At 65.4% G+C, this 19,047-nt stretch carries 17 protein-coding genes; 3 read left to right on the top strand and 14 right to left on the bottom strand.

The genetic code is table 11. The features are described from left to right. Window positions 1-13: 13 nt before the first annotated feature. From KH389_RS05010 to pmbA, 6 genes are all read right to left on the bottom strand, one after another. Window positions 14-907 (bottom strand): ZIP family metal transporter, encoded by an 894-nt coding sequence (locus KH389_RS05010; RefSeq protein WP_058541430.1) that lies wholly within the window; start codon window positions 905-907, stop codon window positions 14-16. 11 nt (window positions 908-918) lie between these two features. Beyond that, window positions 919-1,527, bottom strand: a complete 609-nt coding sequence (locus KH389_RS05005) for a superoxide dismutase (protein WP_213606985.1) — start codon at window positions 1,525-1,527, stop codon at window positions 919-921. A 1-nt stretch (window position 1,528) separates the two neighbouring features. Then, complete coding sequence (locus KH389_RS05000) at window positions 1,529-1,990, bottom strand: tetratricopeptide repeat protein (RefSeq protein ID WP_043862465.1); 462 nt, start codon at window positions 1,988-1,990, stop codon at window positions 1,529-1,531. A gap of 29 nt (window positions 1,991-2,019) precedes the next feature. Further along, complete coding sequence (locus tag KH389_RS04995; protein ID WP_213606984.1) at window positions 2,020-3,396, bottom strand: class II fumarate hydratase; 1,377 nt, start codon at window positions 3,394-3,396, stop codon at window positions 2,020-2,022. After that, window positions 3,389-3,790: a hypothetical protein gene (locus KH389_RS04990; RefSeq protein ID WP_043862467.1), complete on the bottom strand. Its 402-nt coding sequence runs from the start codon at window positions 3,788-3,790 to the stop codon at window positions 3,389-3,391. Before KH389_RS04990 ends, KH389_RS04995 begins: the two co-directional genes overlap by 8 nt. Window positions 3,791-3,959: 169 nt before the next feature. Next, a complete protein-coding gene (gene pmbA / locus KH389_RS04985) occupies window positions 3,960-5,306 on the bottom strand; it encodes a metalloprotease PmbA (protein WP_043862468.1) in 1,347 nt (448 codons plus the stop codon). A 108-nt stretch (window positions 5,307-5,414) separates the two neighbouring features. Here pmbA and yjgA point away from each other — a divergent pair, with 108 nt between their 5' ends. Beyond that, window positions 5,415-5,936: a ribosome biogenesis factor YjgA gene (gene yjgA, locus KH389_RS04980; RefSeq protein ID WP_043862469.1), complete on the top strand. Its 522-nt coding sequence runs from the start codon at window positions 5,415-5,417 to the stop codon at window positions 5,934-5,936. Between the two features lie 42 nt (window positions 5,937-5,978). Here yjgA and tldD read toward each other — a convergent pair whose 3' ends face one another. From tldD to mreB, 8 genes are all read right to left on the bottom strand, one after another. Then, window positions 5,979-7,418, bottom strand: coding sequence for a metalloprotease TldD (tldD, locus tag KH389_RS04975; RefSeq protein ID WP_043862470.1), 1,440 nt, complete (start codon window positions 7,416-7,418; stop codon window positions 5,979-5,981). A 2-nt stretch (window positions 7,419-7,420) separates the two neighbouring features. Then, window positions 7,421-8,272: a carbon-nitrogen hydrolase family protein gene (locus KH389_RS04970; RefSeq protein ID WP_054916383.1), complete on the bottom strand. Its 852-nt coding sequence runs from the start codon at window positions 8,270-8,272 to the stop codon at window positions 7,421-7,423. Window positions 8,273-8,281: 9 nt separating this feature from the next. Further along, a complete protein-coding gene (locus KH389_RS04965; RefSeq protein WP_213606982.1) occupies window positions 8,282-12,097 on the bottom strand; it encodes a YhdP family protein in 3,816 nt (1,271 codons plus the stop codon). 79 nt (window positions 12,098-12,176) lie between these two features. After that, window positions 12,177-13,634, bottom strand: coding sequence for a ribonuclease G (rng, locus tag KH389_RS04960; RefSeq protein WP_043862473.1), 1,458 nt, complete (start codon window positions 13,632-13,634; stop codon window positions 12,177-12,179). A gap of 88 nt (window positions 13,635-13,722) precedes the next feature. Beyond that, window positions 13,723-14,328 carry a Maf family protein gene (locus KH389_RS04955; RefSeq protein WP_213606981.1) on the bottom strand — a complete coding sequence of 202 codons (606 nt, stop codon included), beginning with the start codon at window positions 14,326-14,328 and terminating at the stop codon, window positions 13,723-13,725. A gap of 37 nt (window positions 14,329-14,365) precedes the next feature. Continuing rightward, on the bottom strand, window positions 14,366-14,854 hold the full coding sequence (mreD, locus tag KH389_RS04950) for a rod shape-determining protein MreD (RefSeq protein WP_043862475.1): 489 nt from the start codon (window positions 14,852-14,854) through the stop codon (window positions 14,366-14,368). Then, a complete protein-coding gene (mreC, locus tag KH389_RS04945) occupies window positions 14,854-15,843 on the bottom strand; it encodes a rod shape-determining protein MreC (RefSeq protein ID WP_373870457.1) in 990 nt (329 codons plus the stop codon). The genes mreD and mreC overlap by 1 nt, the downstream gene beginning before the upstream one ends. 205 nt (window positions 15,844-16,048) lie before the next feature. Continuing rightward, a complete protein-coding gene (gene mreB, locus KH389_RS04940; protein WP_008371426.1) occupies window positions 16,049-17,086 on the bottom strand; it encodes a rod shape-determining protein MreB in 1,038 nt (345 codons plus the stop codon). 205 nt (window positions 17,087-17,291) lie between these two features. On the opposite strand from mreB, the gene gatC reads away from it, so the two are divergent. Together gatC and gatA are read left to right on the top strand one after the other, a co-directional pair. Beyond that, entirely contained in the window at window positions 17,292-17,579 is a 288-nt protein-coding gene (gene gatC, locus KH389_RS04935; RefSeq protein ID WP_043862477.1) for an Asp-tRNA(Asn)/Glu-tRNA(Gln) amidotransferase subunit GatC, read from the top strand. Between the two features lie 16 nt (window positions 17,580-17,595). Continuing rightward, the gene (gene gatA, locus KH389_RS04930; RefSeq protein WP_043862478.1) at window positions 17,596-19,047 is read left to right on the top strand and encodes an Asp-tRNA(Asn)/Glu-tRNA(Gln) amidotransferase subunit GatA; all 1,452 of its coding nucleotides are present in this window, start codon (window positions 17,596-17,598) and stop codon (window positions 19,045-19,047) included.

Raw genomic sequence — 19,047 nt, 5'->3', positions numbered from 1 at the left:
TCGCCTTCTCGCTTCAGGACAACGCGGTATCCATCACCATCATCAGGCAGAAGCCGATGCACAGCCCCAGGCTGGCCAGGCGATGATTGCCGTTGCTGCGTGACTCGGGAATGATCTCCTGGGTCACCACCAGCAACATGGCCCCGGCAGCGAAAGCCAGGCCCAGCGGCAGCATCAGTTCGGCGACGCTCACCACCCACGCGCACAACACCGCCGCCAGTGGCTCCACCAGCCCGGATGCCGCGCCGATCAGAAACGCCTTGAAACGGCCCATCCCCGCTCCAGCCAGCACCAGCGCGATCACCAACCCCTCTGGCACATCCTGCAGGGCGATACCCATGGCCAGGCTGTCGGCATCCGGCATGCCGCCACCGGCCGACACCCCGATGGCCATGCCTTCGGGGATGTTGTGGGCAATGATGGCAATCACGAACACCCAGATGCGCGCCGGAATCACCGGCCTGCCGGGCACGGCGACCAGGTCGTCCGGTGTTGCGCCCGAGACCCTGCGGTCCACCAGGTAGATGCAGAACGCACCGAACAGCAGGCCGAAGCTGATCAGGCCACCTGCCCCCCATTTGCCGAAGCCGACCGCCTGTGCGGCGTCCAGCCCCGGGATGATCAACGAGAACGCCGTGGCGGCCAGCATCACGCCTGCACCGAACCCCATCAGGGTATCGGCCACGGCCACCGGCATGCTGCGAATCACCAACACCGGCACTGCGCCCAGGGCAGTGCCCAGCGCACACATGGCCCCACCCTCAAGCGCACGCAACATCCGCGGTTCCAGGTCCAGCCAGGCGAAGCCCTGTACCAGCAGCAACGCCGTCCCCACCAACAGCAGCAGTGTGCCCAGCGCCAACCTGAACAGGCGCACACCGCCAATGGCCATCACCTCCGAGCGCATGCCGCTAGGACTCACACCAGGGCAGCAACGTAGCGACGCTCTACTTCGGACCAGTTGATCACGTTGTAGAAGGCGCCGATGTATTCGGGGCGACGGTTCTGGTACAGCAGGTAGTAGGCATGCTCCCACACGTCCAGGCCAAGAATGGGCGTATTGCCATTCATCAGCGGGCTGTCCTGGTTGCCGCTGCTCTCTACCACCAGGGTTTTCTGCGGCGTTACGCTCAGCCACGCCCAGCCACTGCCGAAGCGGGTCAGCGCAGCCTTGGTGAACGCATCCTTGAATGCCTCGAAACCGCCCAGCTGGTCATCGATCGCCTCGCCCACCGCGCCGTGGGGTTGACCGCCGCCGGGCGCCATCACCGTCCAGAACAGACTGTGGTTGGCGTGCCCGCCGCCCTGGTTGATCACTGCGGCCTGCAGATTCTGCGGCAGGCTCTTGACGCTGGCGACCAGCTGCTCGATCGGCCACTCGGCGTATTCGGTGCCCTCGATGGCGGCATTGAGGTTGTTGATGTAGGTCTGGTGGTGCTTGCTGTGGTGAATCTGCATGGTCTGGGTGTCGATGTGCGGTTCCAGCGCATCGTAGGCGTACGGCAATGCAGGCAAGGTATGCGGCATATCAGTGGGTTCCATAATGAAGGGCTGGGGGCTGTAGTTGTTCCTGGCCGGCAAACAGCGCCGGCTGCGCCCCCTGGCGGTAGAGCAGGCGTTCGGTACGGGGGTACTGGCCATACTCGCTGATGAAATTGAGCAGTTCGGTGTAGGTCTTGCTGCTCTGGCGCAGCGCCGCATCGCGCAGCAACGGCGAAAGGCGCTGATCCTGGCTGGCCTGCAACAGGCGCTGGTGGATGGCGCACAGGTACTCGGCGCTCTCCTGCGGCTGCTTGAGGCGCAAATGCAGGTCGGCCAGGTTGTGGTGCGAAATCACACAGGCGGCCACCGCCTCGTCGGCGTCCTGCCAGCGCTCGAACAACACCTGGGCCAAGGCCAGGGCCTGCAAGTACAACTCGCGGGCATCCACCAGATCGCCCTGTTGGAACAGGCGGTTGGCTATTTCAGTGGTGCGTTTCCAATGCTGCATGACAGAAACCTCCGAAGCGGTGGGCGGTGTCAGATACCGCCGGCCGTGAGTTTTTCAGGGTCGAGCAGGACTTCCAGCTGGCTGCGCGGCAGGTCGGTGTGTTCCAGCGCAACCTCGATGATCGGGCGCCCCTGCTTGTAGGCGGTCTTGGCGATTTCGGCAGCCTTCTGGTAGCCGATGATCGGGTTCAGCGCGGTCACCAGGATCGGGTTGCGCGCCAGGGCTTCCTTGAGCTTGGGTTCGTTGACCTTGAAGGTGGCGATAGCCTTGTCGGCCAGCAGACGGCTCACATTGGCCATCAGCTCGATGCTGCCCAGCAGGTTCTGCGCAATGATCGGCAGCATCACGTTCAGTTCGAAGTTGCCCGACTGGCCCGCCACGGCGATGGCCGCATCGTTGCCGATGACCTGCGCGGCCACCATGGCGGTGGCTTCCGGAATCACCGGGTTGACCTTGCCCGGCATGATCGAGGAGCCGGGCTGCAGCCCTTCAAGCTCGATCTCGCCCAGCCCGGCAAGCGGGCCGGAGTTCATCCAGCGCAGGTCGTTGGCGATCTTCATCAGGGCCACGGCGGTGGCCTTGAGCTGACCGGAAACAGCCACGGCGGTGTCCTGCGAGCCGATCAGGGCAAACAGGTTTTCCCCCGGCACGAACTGCACCCCGGTCAGGCCGCTCAGTTGCTGGCTGAAGCGCGCGGCGAACGCGGGGTGGGCGTTGATCCCGGTGCCCACCGCAGTGCCGCCCTGGGCCAGGGCCTGCAGGCTTGGCAGGGTGTCGTTCAAGTGACCGATGCCCGCCTTGACCTGTGCCGCCCAGCCGCCCAGCACCTGGCTCATGCGCACGGGCATGGCGTCCATCAGGTGGGTGCGACCGGTCTTGATGAACGGGTGCACTTGCTCGGCCTTGTGCTCGATCACCTGCACCAGGTGCTTGAGCGCCGGCAGCAGTTGTTCGTGCAGGGCCAGCGCGGCGCTCACGTGGATGGTGGTGGGGATGATGTCGTTGCTGCTCTGGCCGCAGTTGACATGGTCATTGGGGTTTACCGTGTCGCCCAGCACACGGCTGGCCAGGGTCGCGATCACCTCGTTGGCATTCATGTTGGAGCTGGTGCCGGAGCCGGTCTGGTACACGTCGACCGGGAAGTGCTGCATGAAATCGCCAGCCAGCAACTGTTCCACGGCGGTGACGATGGCAGCGCCCTGTGCCTGGCTGATCTGCTCCAGCTCGACGTTGGCCTTGGCGGCGGCGGCCTTGGCCAGCAGCAGGGCCCGGATGAACTGGGTCGGCATGCGCTGCTGGCTGATCGGGAAGTTGTTCACCGCGCGCTGGGTCTGGGCGCCAAACAGGGCCTCGGCCGGCACCTGCAGCTCACCCATGCTGTCACGCTCGATACGGGTATTACTCATCATCAAGTCCTTGCATCAGTTCAGCGAAAGAAATCGAAGGCAGCAGCGTGCAGTTCGCCAGTTGCAGGGCGAAGGGCTGCCAGCGCTGGCCGTGCTCGCCGCCGTCGAGCTTGCGCAGCTGCAGCAGCGGCTTCCAGGCCTGGTCCAGGCACAAGCAGCGCCAATGCCACGGCAGCATGCGGTCGCACGCGGTGTCGAGCAGCAGGCGGAAGGAAGTCAAGGCGACGGTCCAGGCCGAGGTCTCGGTGCAGCAGACCAGGTAGCGACCTTCGGCCAGGTAGTGTTCGATCAGGCGCGGCTCGTCGGGCTCGAGGGCACAGCGAATTCGCCGGCTCAGCCAGCGCCAGTTTTCGAGGTAGGGCAATTCGTGAAGGACAGGTCTCATGAACATCATCGCCTAGATAATGATAGTCATTATTAAGTGATAATCAGAATCAGTTCAAGTGCGACCAAAGGCGAAAAGCAAAAAGCCCGGCACGGGGCCGGGCTTCGATGTGTAACCTGAGGTGGCCCCTTCGCCGGCAACGCCGGCGCCTACGGGGACCGCGCACAGGCCGGCGGTGTCAGCTGCCGGCGACCGTCATGCGCTCGATCAGCACCGAGCCTGTGTGAATATTGCTACGGGTTTCAAGATCGTTGCCGATAGCGACAATCTGCTGGAACATGTCCTTCATGTTGCCGGCAATCGTGACTTCCTGAACCGCAAACTGGATCTCGCCGTTCTCCACCCAGTACCCCGCTGCGCCGCGCGAATAGTCACCGGTCACCATGTTCAAGCCATGCCCCATCAGCTCGGTCACCAGCAACCCGCGCCCCATGCGGCGCAGCAATGCAGCCTGATCTTCGACCCCATGCGTGACGAACAGGTTGTGCACGCCACCGGCGTTGGCGGTGCTTGGCAGCCCCAGCTTGCGTCCGGAATAGGTGCTCAGCACATACGACACCAGCTCGCCATTTTCGACGAACGGCTTGGCATAGGTCGCCAGGCCGTCCCCATCGAACGAGGCACTGCCCAGGGCACGCTGCAGGTGCGGCCGCTCGTCCAGAGTCAGCCAGCTGGGGAACAGGCGCTGGCCCATGCAACCTTCCAGAAACGACGACTTGCGGTACAGGTTGCCGCCGGAAATCGCCGACAGGAAACTGCCGAACAACCCGCCGGCCAGCTCCGCCGAGAACAGCACCGGTACCTCGCAGGTCGGCACCGGACGTGCGCCCAGGCGCGCCGCCGCACGCTGCGCCGCGCGACGCCCGATGCTCTGCGGATCGGCCAGCAGCTCGCCCTGGCGGTTCACGTCATACCAGTAGTCACGCTGCATCTGCCCGTCACCTTCGGCGATCATCACGCAGCTCAGGCTGTGGCGGGTGGAGGCGTAGCCACCGATGAAGCCGTGGCTGTTGCCGTACACCCGGCATCCCTGGTGGGTGCTGAGTGTGGTGCCATCGGCGTTCTTGATGCGGGCATCGGTGTCGAACGCCGCGGCTTCGCAGGCCAGGGCCTTTTCGATGGCCTGCTCGGGGGTGATGTCCCAGGCGTGATAGAGGTCGAAATCCTGCAGGTCACGGGCCATCAGGGCCGGGTCGGCCAGGCCCGAGCATTCGTCCTCGGAGGTGTGCTTGGCAATGGCCAGGGCCGCCGCCACGGTCTCGCGGATGGCATCGCTGCCACTGGCCGAGGTGCTTGCCGAACCCTTGCGCTGGCCCACATACAGGGTGATGCCGAAGCCCTGGTCGCGGTTGAACTCCACCGTCTCCACCTCGCGCTGGCGTACCGAGGTCGACAACCCCTGCTCCAGCGATACGGCCACTTCGCAGGCGCTGGCGCCCTGGCGCCGGGCTTCGGCGATGATCTGTTCGACCTGTTCCTGCAACGCCGGCAGGGCCTGCGGACCTACGCTCTGGACTGCACTCATGGTTTTCTCCACTCAAATTCTGCGTTCGGCTCGGGTCAATCTACGACCGGACCGGACAAGCGGCCCCCGACTGGTTATCATGGCGGCGATTCTCAGCGGACTGCCCCCATGGTTGATTCTTACGACACCGCCTTCGACGGCGAAAAAAGCAAAACCCAAATCAAGCGCGAGATGCAGGCGCTGGTTGATATGGGCGAGCGCCTTACCACGCTCAAGCCCGATATCCTGGCCAAACTGCCCTTGACCGACGAACTGCGCGCGGCCCTGGAAGAGCACAAGCGGCACACCGCGAACGAAGCCAAGCGCCGTCACAAGTCGTTCATCGGCAAGCTGATGCGCGACCAGGACATCGACGCGATCCTCGCGCTGCTCGACCAGCTCGACGCCTCTTCGCGCCAGTACAACGAACGCTTCCACAACCTCGAACGCTGGCGCGACCGGCTGATCGGCGGCACCGACGACGTACTGGAGAAGTTCGTCCAGGAATACCCGGACGCCGATCGCCAGCAGCTGCGCTCGCTGATCCGCCAGGCCCAGCACGAGCTGGCGCGCAACAAGGCGCCCACCGCCAGCCGCAAGATCTTCAAGTACATCCGCGACCTCGACGAAATCCAGCGCGGCCTGCGCTGATTCTCGCCACCGGGCAGGCACCCTGTCCGCCCGGTTTCATGCTCATGCGCCCGTGCCACCCACGGTGATCGCATCGATCTTCAGGGTCGGCTGGCCAACGCCCACCGGCACCGACTGCCCATCCTTGCCACAGGTACCCACACCACTGTCCAGCGACAGGTCGTTGCCGACCATCGACACCCGGCTCATGGCCTCGGGGCCGTTGCCGATCAGCGTCGCACCCTTGACCGGCGCGGTGATCTTGCCGTCTTCGATCAGGTAAGCCTCGCTGGTGGAGAACACGAACTTGCCGCTGGTGATGTCCACCTGGCCACCGCCGAGGTTGGCGCAGTAGATGCCACGCTTGACCGAGGCGATGATCTCCGCCGGGTCGCTTTCGCCGGCGCGCATGTAGGTGTTGGTCATGCGTGGCATCGGCAGGTGCGCATACGACTCGCGCCGCCCGTTGCCGGTGACTGCCATGCCCATCAGGCGGGCATTGAGCTTGTCCTGCATGTAGCCCTTGAGAATGCCGTTCTCGATCAGTGTGGTGCATTCGGTCGGGGTGCCTTCGTCATCCACGCTCAACGAACCGCGGCGCCCTTCGAGGGTGCCGTCGTCGACGATGGTGCACAGGCTGGACGCGACCTTCTCGCCCAGGTGGCCACTGTAGGCCGAGCTGCCCTTGCGGTTGAAATCGCCCTCCAGGCCATGCCCGACCGCCTCGTGCAGCAGCACACCGGACCACCCGGCGCCCATCACCACCGGCAAGGTGCCGGCCGGTGCCGGAATGGCCTCGAGGTTGACCAGTGCCTGGCGCAGCGCCTCACGGGCAAAACCCATCACCCGCTCGTCGGTGAAGTAGCGGTAGTCGGTGCGCCCGCCGCCGCCATGCCCGCCACGTTCGCGACGGCCATTCTGCTCGACGATCACACTGACGTTGAAGCGCACCAGCGGCCGCACGTCGGCCGCCAGGCTGCCATCGGCAGCGGCCACCAGAATGCGCTCCCACACCCCGGCCATGCTAACGCTGACCTGCTGGATACGCGGGTCCAGGGCACGCGTGGCCACGTCGACACGCTTGAGCAGCTCGACCTTCTCGGCGCGGCTGAGCACATCCAGCGGGTTGCCCGGCGCATACAGCGCGGTCACGTCCTGGCTCTTGAAGGCTTGCACGCTGCCATTCTGGCCGGCGCGGGAAATGGAGCGCGCGGCGCGTGCAGCGGAAGTCAGGGCTTCGAGGTTGATCGCGTTGCTGTAGGCAAAGCCGGTCTTTTCACCAGACTGGGCGCGTACCCCGACCCCCTGGTCGAGGTTGAAGCTGCCTTCCTTGACGATGCCGTCTTCAAGCGCCCAGGACTCTGAAATCTGGCCCTGGAAGTACAGGTCGGCGGCGTCGATTCCCGGCCCGGCCAACTCGCCCAGCACCGATTGCAGGCTGTCGAGGGTCAGGCCGCCCGGCGCCAGCAGGTGATCGCTGACAGTGGATAACAACTCGCTCATAGTCACTCCGAGGTGTGCGCAGGCCGCAATGCGTCCTGCGAAAAAAAGCGCCGGTGCGAGGCCACCGGCATCCGCGCCCGAATGGACGCCTGTTCGCTGCTGTCGCGGGGCGCCAGCAGCACCGCTTCACCGCTGGCCTGCTGGGCAACGATACGCCCCCAGGGGTCGACGATGGCGGCATGGCCATGGGTTTCCCGTGGCCCCGGGTGCGTGCCGCCCTGGGCGGCCGCCAATACGTAACACTGTGTCTCTATGGCCCTGGCGCGAATCAGCACGTCCCAATGGGCCGCACCGGTTACTGCAGTAAAGGCTGCCGGTGCACTGATCAGTTCGGCTCCGGCCGCACGCAGCGCGCTGTACAGCTCGGGAAAGCGCAGGTCATAGCACACGCTCAGGCCAAGGCGCCCCACCGGGGTATCGGCCACCACCACCCGCGCGCCGTGGGCATAATCGTCCGACTCGCGGTAGCGGCCACGGTTGTCGGCCACATCCACATCGAACAGATGCAACTTGTCGTAGCGGGCCACCTGCTCGCCGTGCTCGTCGACCAGCAGGGAGCAGGCATGGGCTTTGGCCTCGGGCCGGTCGAGCGGCGGCAGCGGCAAGGTGCCCGCTACAATCCATAACCTGAGGTCGCGGGCGGCCTGTTTCAACCATGGCAGGATCGGCCCCTCCCCCAGCGCCTCGGCCCGGCCGATGGCGGCGCTGTCGCGCCGGCCCATGGCAGCGAAGTTTTCCGGCAGTACCGCCAGCCGCGCGCCCCCTTCGGCAGCCCGCTCCAGCAGGGCACGGGCCCGCGCCAGGTTGCCCGGCACATCGTCCTGGCTGACCATCTGAATAACCGCTGACGTCATGTCCATGTTCTAGCGCGACTTCTCGAAAGGTTTGATAAAGCTAATCTTAGGCTCTTTCCACGGGCCCTCGACGCGGTAATGCACACTGGCATAGCGCGCCACCCGATCCCCCAGCAGCCGGTCCACCAGGAACAGCGCCCCGCCCACCGCTGGCGCGCCCACGATCAGCGCCGCCAGGGGCAGGTTGTTGGTCACCGGCAAGGTCACCTGCAAGGTCGCATCGACCCGGTCCCGAACCATGTCCAGGGTGCCATCGAGCTCGAGGTTGCTGGACGGGCCGGTCAGGGTGATCGGCTCGCGCGTCACATACACCCCCTCGCTTGCCACCAGCAGGCCCTTGACCCGGTCGTAGCTCAGGCCCTTGTCGAGCAGGTCGGAGAAGTCCAGGCGCAGGCGCCGGCCGATCGAGTTGAAATTGAGCAGGCCGAACACGCGCAAGGCCTGCGCCCCGCCTTCCACTTCGACGAACTGCCCCTTGCGCAGCAAGGCATCGAGGTTGCCGGAGAAGTGCTTGAGGCTGACCCAGGCCGGCGACCCCTGCCAGCGTCCGTCCACGTCCAGGCGGAAGTCGCGGCTGGTCACCGTCGGCGCGAAGCCCCAGGCGGTCAGCACATCGGCCAGGTTCTTGCCTTCCAGGCGCCCCTTGTACCAGCTGTCGCTGCGCCCCGGCGTGCCTTCCCAGGTGGCGGTGCCATCGATCGCCAGGCCCTTGAGGTTCAGGTCCAGGTCGTTCAGGGCCACGCCCTTGGAGGTGGGACGGGTTTTCAGCGCGACGCTGCCGAGCAGATCATCGCCAAGGAACAGCCTGCCGATGCTCAGGTCGATCGCCGGGATCTTGCGCGGGTCGACATCGGCCAGCGGGTCCGGTCCGTCCACTGCGCTGGCGTCGGCCGGGTCGGACGGCGGCAGGTGGAGGGTCGGCAGGTTGATCACGATCGGGGCGCCCTTGGCATCGGGCAGGCGAGCCGTGCCGATGACCTGCTTGCTGTCCAGGCGCAGGTTCCAGAAGTTGCTCCCGCGGTCCAGGCGTACCACTGCCTGGTTGAGGGTCTGGCCAAAGCCCTTGAGCTGGCCGATGCTCACGTCCACGCTGTTGAGCACCTGCCGGGCATTGCCGCCCGGATCGTCACCGGCCATCTGCTCGAACTGCTTCTGCCAGGGCTCAATGTCCAGCTGCGCGAGCCGGCCACGCACCCGCAGGCCCTGACCGGCCGGCAGTTGCGCCGTGCCGTTGCCCAGCAGCAGCTCACCGCGCCCCTGGCCGAGCTTGCCGGCAGGCGCGGCATAGGCCAGCCTGGCGACGTCGGCGTAGGCCACATCGAAGCGCTGTTGCGGCCCTTGCAGGTTCATCTTGAACTGCGTGGCCCGGGTTTCGCTGACCGCCTTGCCGAATGGCGCCGGCAGGTCCACTTTCAGGCCCTTGAGGGTAGAGTCGATGCTCAGCTGGTTTTCGCGGCTGCCGACACTGACCTGCAACTGGTAGGGAATTTCTCCGGAGGCTGGCAAGGGCTGGGTGAATTTCAGCCAGTCGGTCAGCGCCTTCAAGGCGATCTGGCCCTTGGCGGCGATACGGGTCTGCAATTGCCCAGGCTGCCCCTCGGCAAAGATCTGTGCGCTGATGGGCTTGTCGAAGGCGCGCGCGGTGATGTTCTGGCCGCTGAGCCCCTTGTCGAAGTCGAAGCGGAAAGTGCCGTTCAACTGGCTCAGCTCCAGCGGCGGTTCACTCAGCTTCAGGCGCGCCTGTTCGGTGCTGAAGTCCACCAGCACCTTGGGCTGCTGGCCGTGCTCCAGGGGGATATCGAGCTTGAGCTTGCCCTGCAGCGGGCCCTCGCCTTCCCAGCCGGCGAAGGTCGGGCCGGTACCGATCGGCGCGTCCTGCAGGATCTTCACCCCGTCGGCCAGGCGCCCGTCGAACTCTCCGTCCAGGTACAGGTGGGTATGCTCGCCTTCGTTCACATGGGGAATGTTCACGTCAACATTGCGCACCCGGGTGCCGAGCAACTGCCCGCTGCGCGCCTTGACCCGCACACCGGTGTCCTCGATGAACACGTCGCCATCGACCTTGCTCACGTGGGGCCAGCCGGGCTGGAAGTCCAGCTCGGCGTCATGCACCTTGAAGAACAGGCTGATGCTGCGCGACTCGGGGGTCGCGCCGTGGTGCAGCGAACCCTGATACTGGAAGTAGCCTTCATCCACCGCGCCCTTGAGGATTGCGGTGCGCAACCAGTGGTCCAGCGCAGGGCTGAGCACTTCGGGCAGGTACTTGGCGGTGTAGCGGCCATCGCCGTCGACCAGGCCCACACGCAGGTCCATGTAGTCTTCGCGTGCATCGTCGAACAGCAGCCGGATCAGGAAGTCGCCGGCAATCCTGCCCTCGTCACCCAGCACCTTAAGGTACGGCGCAACCAGGGTGAAACCCTCGGAGTCCAGTCGCCAGGTCAGGCGTGCATTGGCCTTCAGGTAATGCCAGGGGTCGGCGAAGATCGGCGTCAGGTGCAGCATGAACTTGTCGGTGTCCAGGCGCAGCTCGCCCTGGCCCAGGTCGCCGCTGATGCTGCCGCTGACATTTCCGGCAGCGGGGGCGCCGTGGTAGGCATTGAAGCCGACGCGGTCCAGGTTGGCTGCAAAGCTCAGGCGCTGATCGCCTTCGGCCCTGGGCCGCACGTCCAGGCGCACATTGCGCAGGCCGCCGGTGACCTTGAGGCCCTCGACCACGGCCATGCCCGCCTCCGGCAGCGGCGCGAGCGCCTGAATCAGCGGGGTCAGCGGGGTCAAATCGAGGCGGTCGGCCTGGATTGCCCACACTTCATCGGCCGGCTCGGTGGCGGCGCTCTGCCTGAGTTGAACGTGGGATTCCCAGCGGGTGTCGCCCAGGCTCATGGCCAGGGAATCGAGCACCACGTCAAAGCCCTTGTCGCTACGCCTGAACCAGGCATTGAGCGCCAGGTTCTCGACCTTTACCGCCTTGCGACCGGCATGCGCACCCTTGAGCTGGGGCGCGTTGAGGCGCAGCGTCGCGGTCTGCAACTGGCCTTTGCCCCACCCTACCCAGGCCTCGCCACCGGCACGCAGTTCGCTGGCCGTGTACGGGCCCAGCAGCCGCGCCGGCACCCATTTGGCCCAGTCGCTCTGTGGCAGGCTGAGGTAGGCATCCACCGCACCGTCGCGCCACTGGTCGGCGCGCACGCGGCTGCGCAGGCTCAGGCTCATCGGCTGGCCGTCGGGCAGGGTCAGGCGCGCATCCAGGCGCTGGCGCACGCTGCCGGTCTGCAGCCCGAGGCTCACATAGGTCAGGGTCATCGGCTCATGCGCGAACGGCTCCAGGGTCACCTGGCTGTCGAGCACCGACACCTTCGCCACCACCTGGCTGCGTTCGAGCAACTGCTGTACATCCAGTGGCTGATCGTCCTGCACCGGCAGCCCCTTGAGGCTCCAGTGACCGTTTTCATCTTCGTGCAGGTTCAGTTGCAGGCCGCCCAGTTCGACCTGGGCCAGGCGGACCTGACGCTGCATCAGGCTGGCCCACAGGTCAGGCACCACCTTGACCTCGTCCAGGCGCAAGGCGCCGGCGCCTTCGCCCAGCTGCACGTCGCGCACGCGCAACACCGGCGCAAGGCCGCTCCAGCGGCCTTCCAGGGCACCGATATGCACCGGCATGCCCAGTGCGGCCTCGGCCTTCTGCTCCACCTCGGCGCGGTACTCGGCAACCAGTGGCACCAGCTCGCGGCCAAGGCTGACGTACAACGCCACCAGCACGGCAAGCAAGGCGCACAGGCCAAGCCCCCAACGGGTCAAGATGCCCAGAACGCGGATCAGACGCTCCATGGCAAGGGCTCCCCGTGTGGTCCGTTAACTATGGCCCGGTACGCGCAGTTTTCCAGCGCAGGGTAGGTTTCAACGCGAGTCAGAGCAGCACCACATCGTATTGTTCCTGGGAATACATGGACTCCACCTGGAAGCGGATGGTTCGCCCGATGAATGCCTCCAGCTCCGCTACGTTGCCCGATTCCTCGTCGAGCAGGCGGTCCACCACCTTCTGGTTGGCCAGCACCCGGTAGCCTTCGGCCTGGTAGGCGCGGGCCTCGCGCAGGATCTCGCGGAAAATTTCGTAACAGATGGTCTCAGGAGTCTTCAGCTTGCCGCGGCCCTGGCAACTGGCGCATGGTTCGCACAGCACCTGTTCAAGGCTTTCGCGGGTGCGCTTGCGGGTCATCTGCACCAGCCCCAGCTCGGTGATGCCGATGATGTTGGTCTTGGCGTGATCACGTTCCAGCTGTTTTTCCAGGGTACGCAGTACCTGGCGCTGGTGCTCTTCGTCTTCCATGTCGATGAAGTCGATGATGATGATGCCGCCGATGTTGCGCAGGCGCAGCTGGCGGGCAATCGCCGTGGCAGCCTCCAGGTTGGTCTTGAAGATGGTCTCTTCGAGGTTGCGGTGGCCGACGAAGGCCCCGGTGTTGACGTCGATGGTGGTCATCGCCTCGGCCGGGTCGACCACCAGGTAGCCACCGGACTTGAGCGGCACCTTGCGCTCCAGCGCACGCTGGATCTCGTCCTCGACGCCATACAGGTCGAAGATCGGCCGCTCCCCCGGGTAGTGCTCCAGGCGGTCGGCGATTTCCGGCATCAGCTCGGCGACGAACTGCGTGGTCTTCTGGAAGGTTTCCCGTGAATCGATGCGGATCTTCTCGATCTTGGGGTTGACCAGGTCGCGCAGGGTACGCAGGGCCAGGCCCAGGTCTTCGTAGATTTCGGTGGGTGCGCCAACGGTCTTGATCTGGGCGCCGATCTGGTCCCACAAGCGACGCAGGTAGCGGATGTCCATGACGATCTCGTCGGCGCCGGCGCCCTCGGCCGCGGTGCGCAGGATGAACCCGCCGGCGTCCTGGATGTTTTCCTGGGCGATGCAGTCGGTGACCACCTGCTTGAGCCGCTCGCGCTCGCCTTCGTCCTCGATCTTGAGCGAGATGCCCACATGGCTGGTACGCGGCATGTACACCAGATAGCGCGACGGGATCGACAGCTGGGTAGTCAGGCGTGCGCCCTTGGAGCCGATCGGGTCCTTGGTCACCTGCACCACCAGGCTCTGGCCTTCGTGCACCAGGGCACTGATGGTCTCGACACTGGCGCCTTCGCGCTGGGAGATTTCCGAGGCGTGGATGAACGCCGCGCGCTCCAGGCCGATGTCGACGAACGCCGCCTGCATGCCGGGCAGCACCCGCACCACCTTGCCCTTGTAGATGTTGCCGACGATGCCCCGCCGCTGGGTGCGCTCGACGTGCACCTCCTGAAGAACACCGTTCTCCACCACCGCCACGCGTGATTCCATCGGCGTGATATTGATCAGAATCTCTTCACTCATGGCAGGCTCTCGTCAAAGGTCTTCAGCTAATGATGGATTGCCCGGCGGTCGCTGGCGAGCAATTAAAGGGGTACGGGCAGTTCCTCGCTCAACGGGGCGGCAGGCCTTGCCAGCAGGGAATGGAAAATTGCTCCAGCAGCTCGGCGGTTTCGCTCAACGGCAAGCCGACCACCGCCGAGTAGCTGCCCTGCAGCGCCTTGACGAAAATTGCCGCCAGGCCCTGGATCGCATAGCTGCCGGCCTTGTCCTGCGGCTCGCCGCTGGCCCAGTAGGCCAGGGCCTGTTCGGGGCTGATGGGGCGCAGGCTGACGCGGCTGGCAACGTTCACGCTCAGGCAGCGCTCGCCATCGGTCACCGCCACTGCCGTCAGCACGTCGTGCTCGCGTCCGGACAATGCGGCCAGCATGGCCAGGGCGTCGGCCTGCCCCTGCGGCTTGCCGAGGATCTGCCCGTCGAGCACCACCGCAGTGTCGGCGCCCAGTACCGCCAGGTGCCCTTCCACGCCGCTGGCGCGCAACACCGCCAGGCCGGCAGCCGCCTTCTCGCGCGCCAGGCGCTCGACATAGGCGTCAGCCGGTTCGGCATCCAGAGGGGTTTCATCGATGCTGGCGGCCACCGGGGTGAACGGCACGCCGATCTGGGAGAGCAGCTCACGTCGGCGTGGCGAACCAGAGGCCAGGTACAGCGGGGTCATGTGACGTCTCCGTGTCAGCGTCGGTGGGCAACGCGAATCAGTTGATACTCAGGCGTCGGCGCAGGCCGCGCAAGGCGAAGCTGATCCAGGGCCACAGCAGCGCACTGATCACCGCCGGCCACACCAGCGCCAGGGTCGGCTGGCGGTTGCCGGTCAGGGCGCTGAGCCACAGCTGAACCAGCTGGGCCAGGCCGAAGATCACCAGAATCACCAGGCTCTGCTGCCACATGGGGAACATGCGCAGGCGCTGCTGCAGCGACAGCACCAGGAAGGTGATAAGCACCAGCACCAGGGCGTTCTGCCCCAGCAGCGTGCCGTACAGCACGTCCTCGGCAAGCCCCAGCACGAATGCGGTGGTCATGCCGACCTTGTGCGGCAGGTGCAGCGTCCAGAAGGCCAGCAGCAGGGCCAGCCACAGCGGACGGAAAATCTCCATGAACGGCAGCGTGGGCCACACGCTCAGCAGCAGGCCGATCAGGAAGGTCAACCAGACCACCCAACCGTTGCGGCTACGGGTACTGCTCATCAGTGTCTCTCCCGAGAAGTGGCCGGGGCGGCTGCAGGGGCAGCGGGCGCGGCGGCAGGAGCAGGTGCAGGGGTTGGCGCAGGCGTGCCCGGCGCAGCGGGTGCGGCAGGTGCGCCCGGCGCGGCAGCCGGCATGCTGCCATCGATCGGGCTCTGCGCCTGGCGATCAGCCGCTTCCTGAGCCTGCGCGGCATCGGCGGCGCGCTGTTCGGGGGTACGGCTGTCGGAAAACACCAGCAGCATGTAGCGGCTGCGGTTGAGCGCCGCGGTAGGCACCGCCCGCACGATGGCGAACGGCTGCCCGGAGTCGTGGATCACCTCGCGCACCGTGGCCACCGGGTAGCCGGCCGGGAAGCGCTGGCCCAGGCCGGAACTGACCAGCAGGTCGCCTTCCTTGATGTCGGCGGTGTCGGCCACGTGGCGCAGTTCCAGGCGTTCGGGATTGCCGGTGCCACTGGCAATCGCGCGCAGGCCGTTGCGGTTGACCTGCACCGGAATGCTGTGAGTGGTGTCGGTGAGCAGCAGCACCCGCGAGGTGTACGGCATCAGCTCGACCACCTGGCCCATCAGGCCACGGGCGTCGAGCACCGGCTGGCCCAGCACCACGCCGTCGCGTTCGCCCTTGTTGATCAGGATGCGGTGGGTAAAGGGGTTGGGGTCGACGCCGATCAGCTCGGCCACCTCGACCTTCTCGTTGACCAGTGCCGAGGAGTTGAGCAACTCGCGCAGGCGCACGTTCTGCTCGGTCAGGGCCGCCAGCTTCTGCAGGCGACCTTGCAGCAGCAAGGCTTCGGTCTTGAGTTTCTCGTTCTCGGCGATCAGCTCGGTGCGGCTGCCGAACTGGCTGGCCACGCCCTGCCACATGCGTTGCGGGAAGTCGCTGATGGTATAGGAAGGCATCAGCACCAGCGCCATCTGGCTGCGCAGCGGCTTGAGCAAGGTAAAGCGGGCGTCCACCACCATCAGGGCGATAGACAGCACAACCAGCACAAGCAGGTGCACGCCCAGCGAAGGGCCTTTGGCGAAAAGCGGTTTAATAGGCCGCTCCTCGAAGATTCAGGGGGTCATTCATACGGCAACGCACCGGCCTGCTTGCAGGATGGATGGAAACGACGCCCACACGCGCCACCAGCACATACAGGTAGCACTGTGGGCGCTACCTGTAAACCGGGGGACGGGGTGGGCGGTCAGCAAATCACTCGCTGGAGAGCAGGTCCATGGTGTGTTTGTCCATCATCTCCAGCGCGCGACCGCCGCCACGGGCGACACAGGTCAGCGGGTCTTCGGCGACGATCACCGGCAGGCCGGTTTCCTGGGCCAGCAGCTTGTCCAGGTCGCGCAGCAGCGCACCACCACCGGTCAGCACCAGGCCGCGCTCGGCGATGTCCGAAGCCAGCTCCGGTGGCGATTGCTCCAGGGCGCTCTTGACCGCCTGCACGATGGTCGCCAGCGATTCCTGAAGGGCTTCGAGCACTTCGTTGGAGTTCAGGGTGAAGGCACGTGGCACGCCTTCGGCCAGGTTGCGGCCGCGTACGTCGACTTCACGCACTTCGCCGCCCGGGTAGGCAGTACCGATTTCCTGCTTGATACGCTCGGCGGTGGACTCGCCGATCAGGCTGCCGTAGTTGCGGCGCACGTAGGTGACGATGGCCTCGTCGAAACGGTCGCCACCCACACGCACGGATTCGGCGTACACCACACCATTGAGGGAGATCAGTGCGATTTCGGTGGTACCACCACCAATATCGACGACCATCGAACCACGGGCTTCCTCGACCGGCAGGCCGGCACCGATGGCGGCGGCCATTGGCTCTTCGATCAGGAACACTTCACGGGCACCGGCACCGAGGGCCGACTCGCGAATGGCGCGGCGCTCTACCTGGGTCGACTTGCACGGAACGCAGATCAGCACGCGAGGGCTGGGCTGCAGAAAACTGTTTTCGTGAACCTTGTTGATGAAGTACTGCAGCATCTTTTCGCAGACGCTGAAATCGGCGATCACGCCGTCCTTCATCGGACGAATGGCAGCGATGTTGCCGGGCGTACGGCCGAGCATGCGCTTGGCCTCGGTGCCGACAGCGACGACACTTTTCTGGTTGCCGTGAGTACGAATGGCCACAACCGAAGGCTCATTCAGGACGATACCGCGCTCACGCACGTAAATAAGGGTGTTGGCAGTGCCCAGGTCGATGGAAAGATCGCTGGAAAACATGCCACGCAGTTTCTTGAACATGGGAAAGTGACCCTAGGCAACGCGTGGGTAAAAAAGTGCGGCAAACTCTAACAACGGCGGGGATTTTGGGCAAGGCGCCAATATGTTAAATTGGCAGTTTTTCCGAGCAAGCCAGCACACAATCGCGGCCTTATGACCGTAAATCTGCCAGCATGTTCCTCATTCGCGGACCAATTCCGTTTTTTGTTTTCCCCTGGAGATCCCCATGGCGCTTGAACGCTGCGACGTGGAAAAGATCGCTCACCTGGCCCGCCTGGGCCTCAATGAAGCCGATCTTCCGCGCACTACCGATGCCTTGAACAGTATTCTGGGTTTGGTCGACCAGATGCAAGCGGTCGACACCACTGGCATCGAGCCACTGGCCCACCCCCTTGAAGCCCGTCAGCGCCTGCGTGCCGACGTGGTAACAGAAAGTAACCAGAGAGACAGCTACCAGGCCATCGCCCCGGCGACCGAAAGCGGCCTGTACCTGGTTCCTAAAGTCATCGAGTAAGGGAATAGAGCCTGCCATGCATCAACTGACCCTGGCCGAGATCGCCCGCGGACTCGCCGACAAAGCCTTTTCTGCCGAAGAGCTGACCCGCACGCTGCTGGCGCGCATCCAGCAGCTCGACCCGCAAATCAACAGTTTCATCAGCGTCACCGAAGACCTGGCCCTGGACCAGGCGCGTGCCGCCGACGCCCGCCGCGCTGGCGGTGAAACCGGCGCCCTGCTGGGCGCCCCCATCGCCCACAAGGACCTGTTCTGCACCCAGGGCGTGCGCACCAGCTGCGGCTCGAAGATGCTCGACAACTTCGTCTCGCCGTATGACGCCACCGTGGTCAGCAAGCTGGCCGAGGCCGGCATGGTCACCCTGGGCAAGACCAACATGGACGAGTTCGCCATGGGTTCGGCCAACGAATCCAGCCACTACGGCGCGGTGAAGAACCCGTGGAACCTCGAACACGTGCCGGGCGGTTCGTCCGGCGGTTCGGCCGCCGCCGTGGCCGCGCGCCTGCTGCCGGCCACCACCGGCACCGACACCGGCGGTTCGATCCGCCAGCCGGCGGCGCTGACCAACCTCACCGGCCTCAAGCCGACCTACGGTCGCGTGTCGCGCTGGGGCATGATTGCCTACGCCTCCAGCCTCGACCAGGGTGGCCCGCTGGCGCGTACCGCCGAAGACTGCGCGCTGCTGCTGCAGGCCATGGCCGGTTTTGACGCCAAGGACTCCACCAGCATCGACGAACCGGTGCCCGACTACAGCGCCCCGCTCAACGCCTCGCTGCAGGGCCTGCGCATCGGCCTGCCGAAGGAGTACTTCGGTGCCGGCCTGGACCCGCGCATCGCCGACCTGATCCAGGCCAGCGTCAAGGAGCTGGAAAAGCTCGGCGCGGTGGTCAAGCAGATCAGCCTGCCGAACATGCAGCACGCGATCCCTGCGTACTACGTCATCGCCCCGGCCGAAGCCTCGTCCAACCTCTCGCGTTTCGACGGCGTGCGCTTCGGCTACCGCTGCGAAGACCCCAAGGACCTCACCGACCTGTACAAGCGTTCACGCGGTGAAGGCTTCGGCCCCGAGGTGCAGCGGCGCATCATGGTCGGCGCCTACGCGCTGTCGGCCGGCTACTACGATGCCTACTACCTGCAGGCGCAGAAGATCCGCCGCCTGATCAAGAACGACTTCATGGCCGCCTTCGAAGAGGTCGACGTGATTCTCGGCCCGACCACGCCCAACCCGGCCTGGAAGCTTGGCGCCAAGAACAGCGACCCGGTCGCCGCCTACCTGGAAGACGTCTACACCATCACCGCCAACCTCGCCGGCCTGCCAGGCCTGTCGATGCCGGCCGGTTTTGTCGACGGCCTGCCGGTCGGCGTGCAACTGCTGGCCCCGTATTTCCAGGAAGGCCGCCTGCTCAACGTCGCGCACCGCTATCAGCAAGTGACTGATTGGCACACCCGCGCACCTACCGGCTTCTGA

The sequence above is a fragment of the Pseudomonas qingdaonensis genome (assembly GCF_018398475.1).
Taxonomy (GTDB): Bacteria; Pseudomonadota; Gammaproteobacteria; order Pseudomonadales; family Pseudomonadaceae; genus Aquipseudomonas; species Aquipseudomonas palmensis.
Note: the sequence above shows the minus strand (reverse complement) of the source record. Positions and strands in the feature narration are given on the sequence as shown.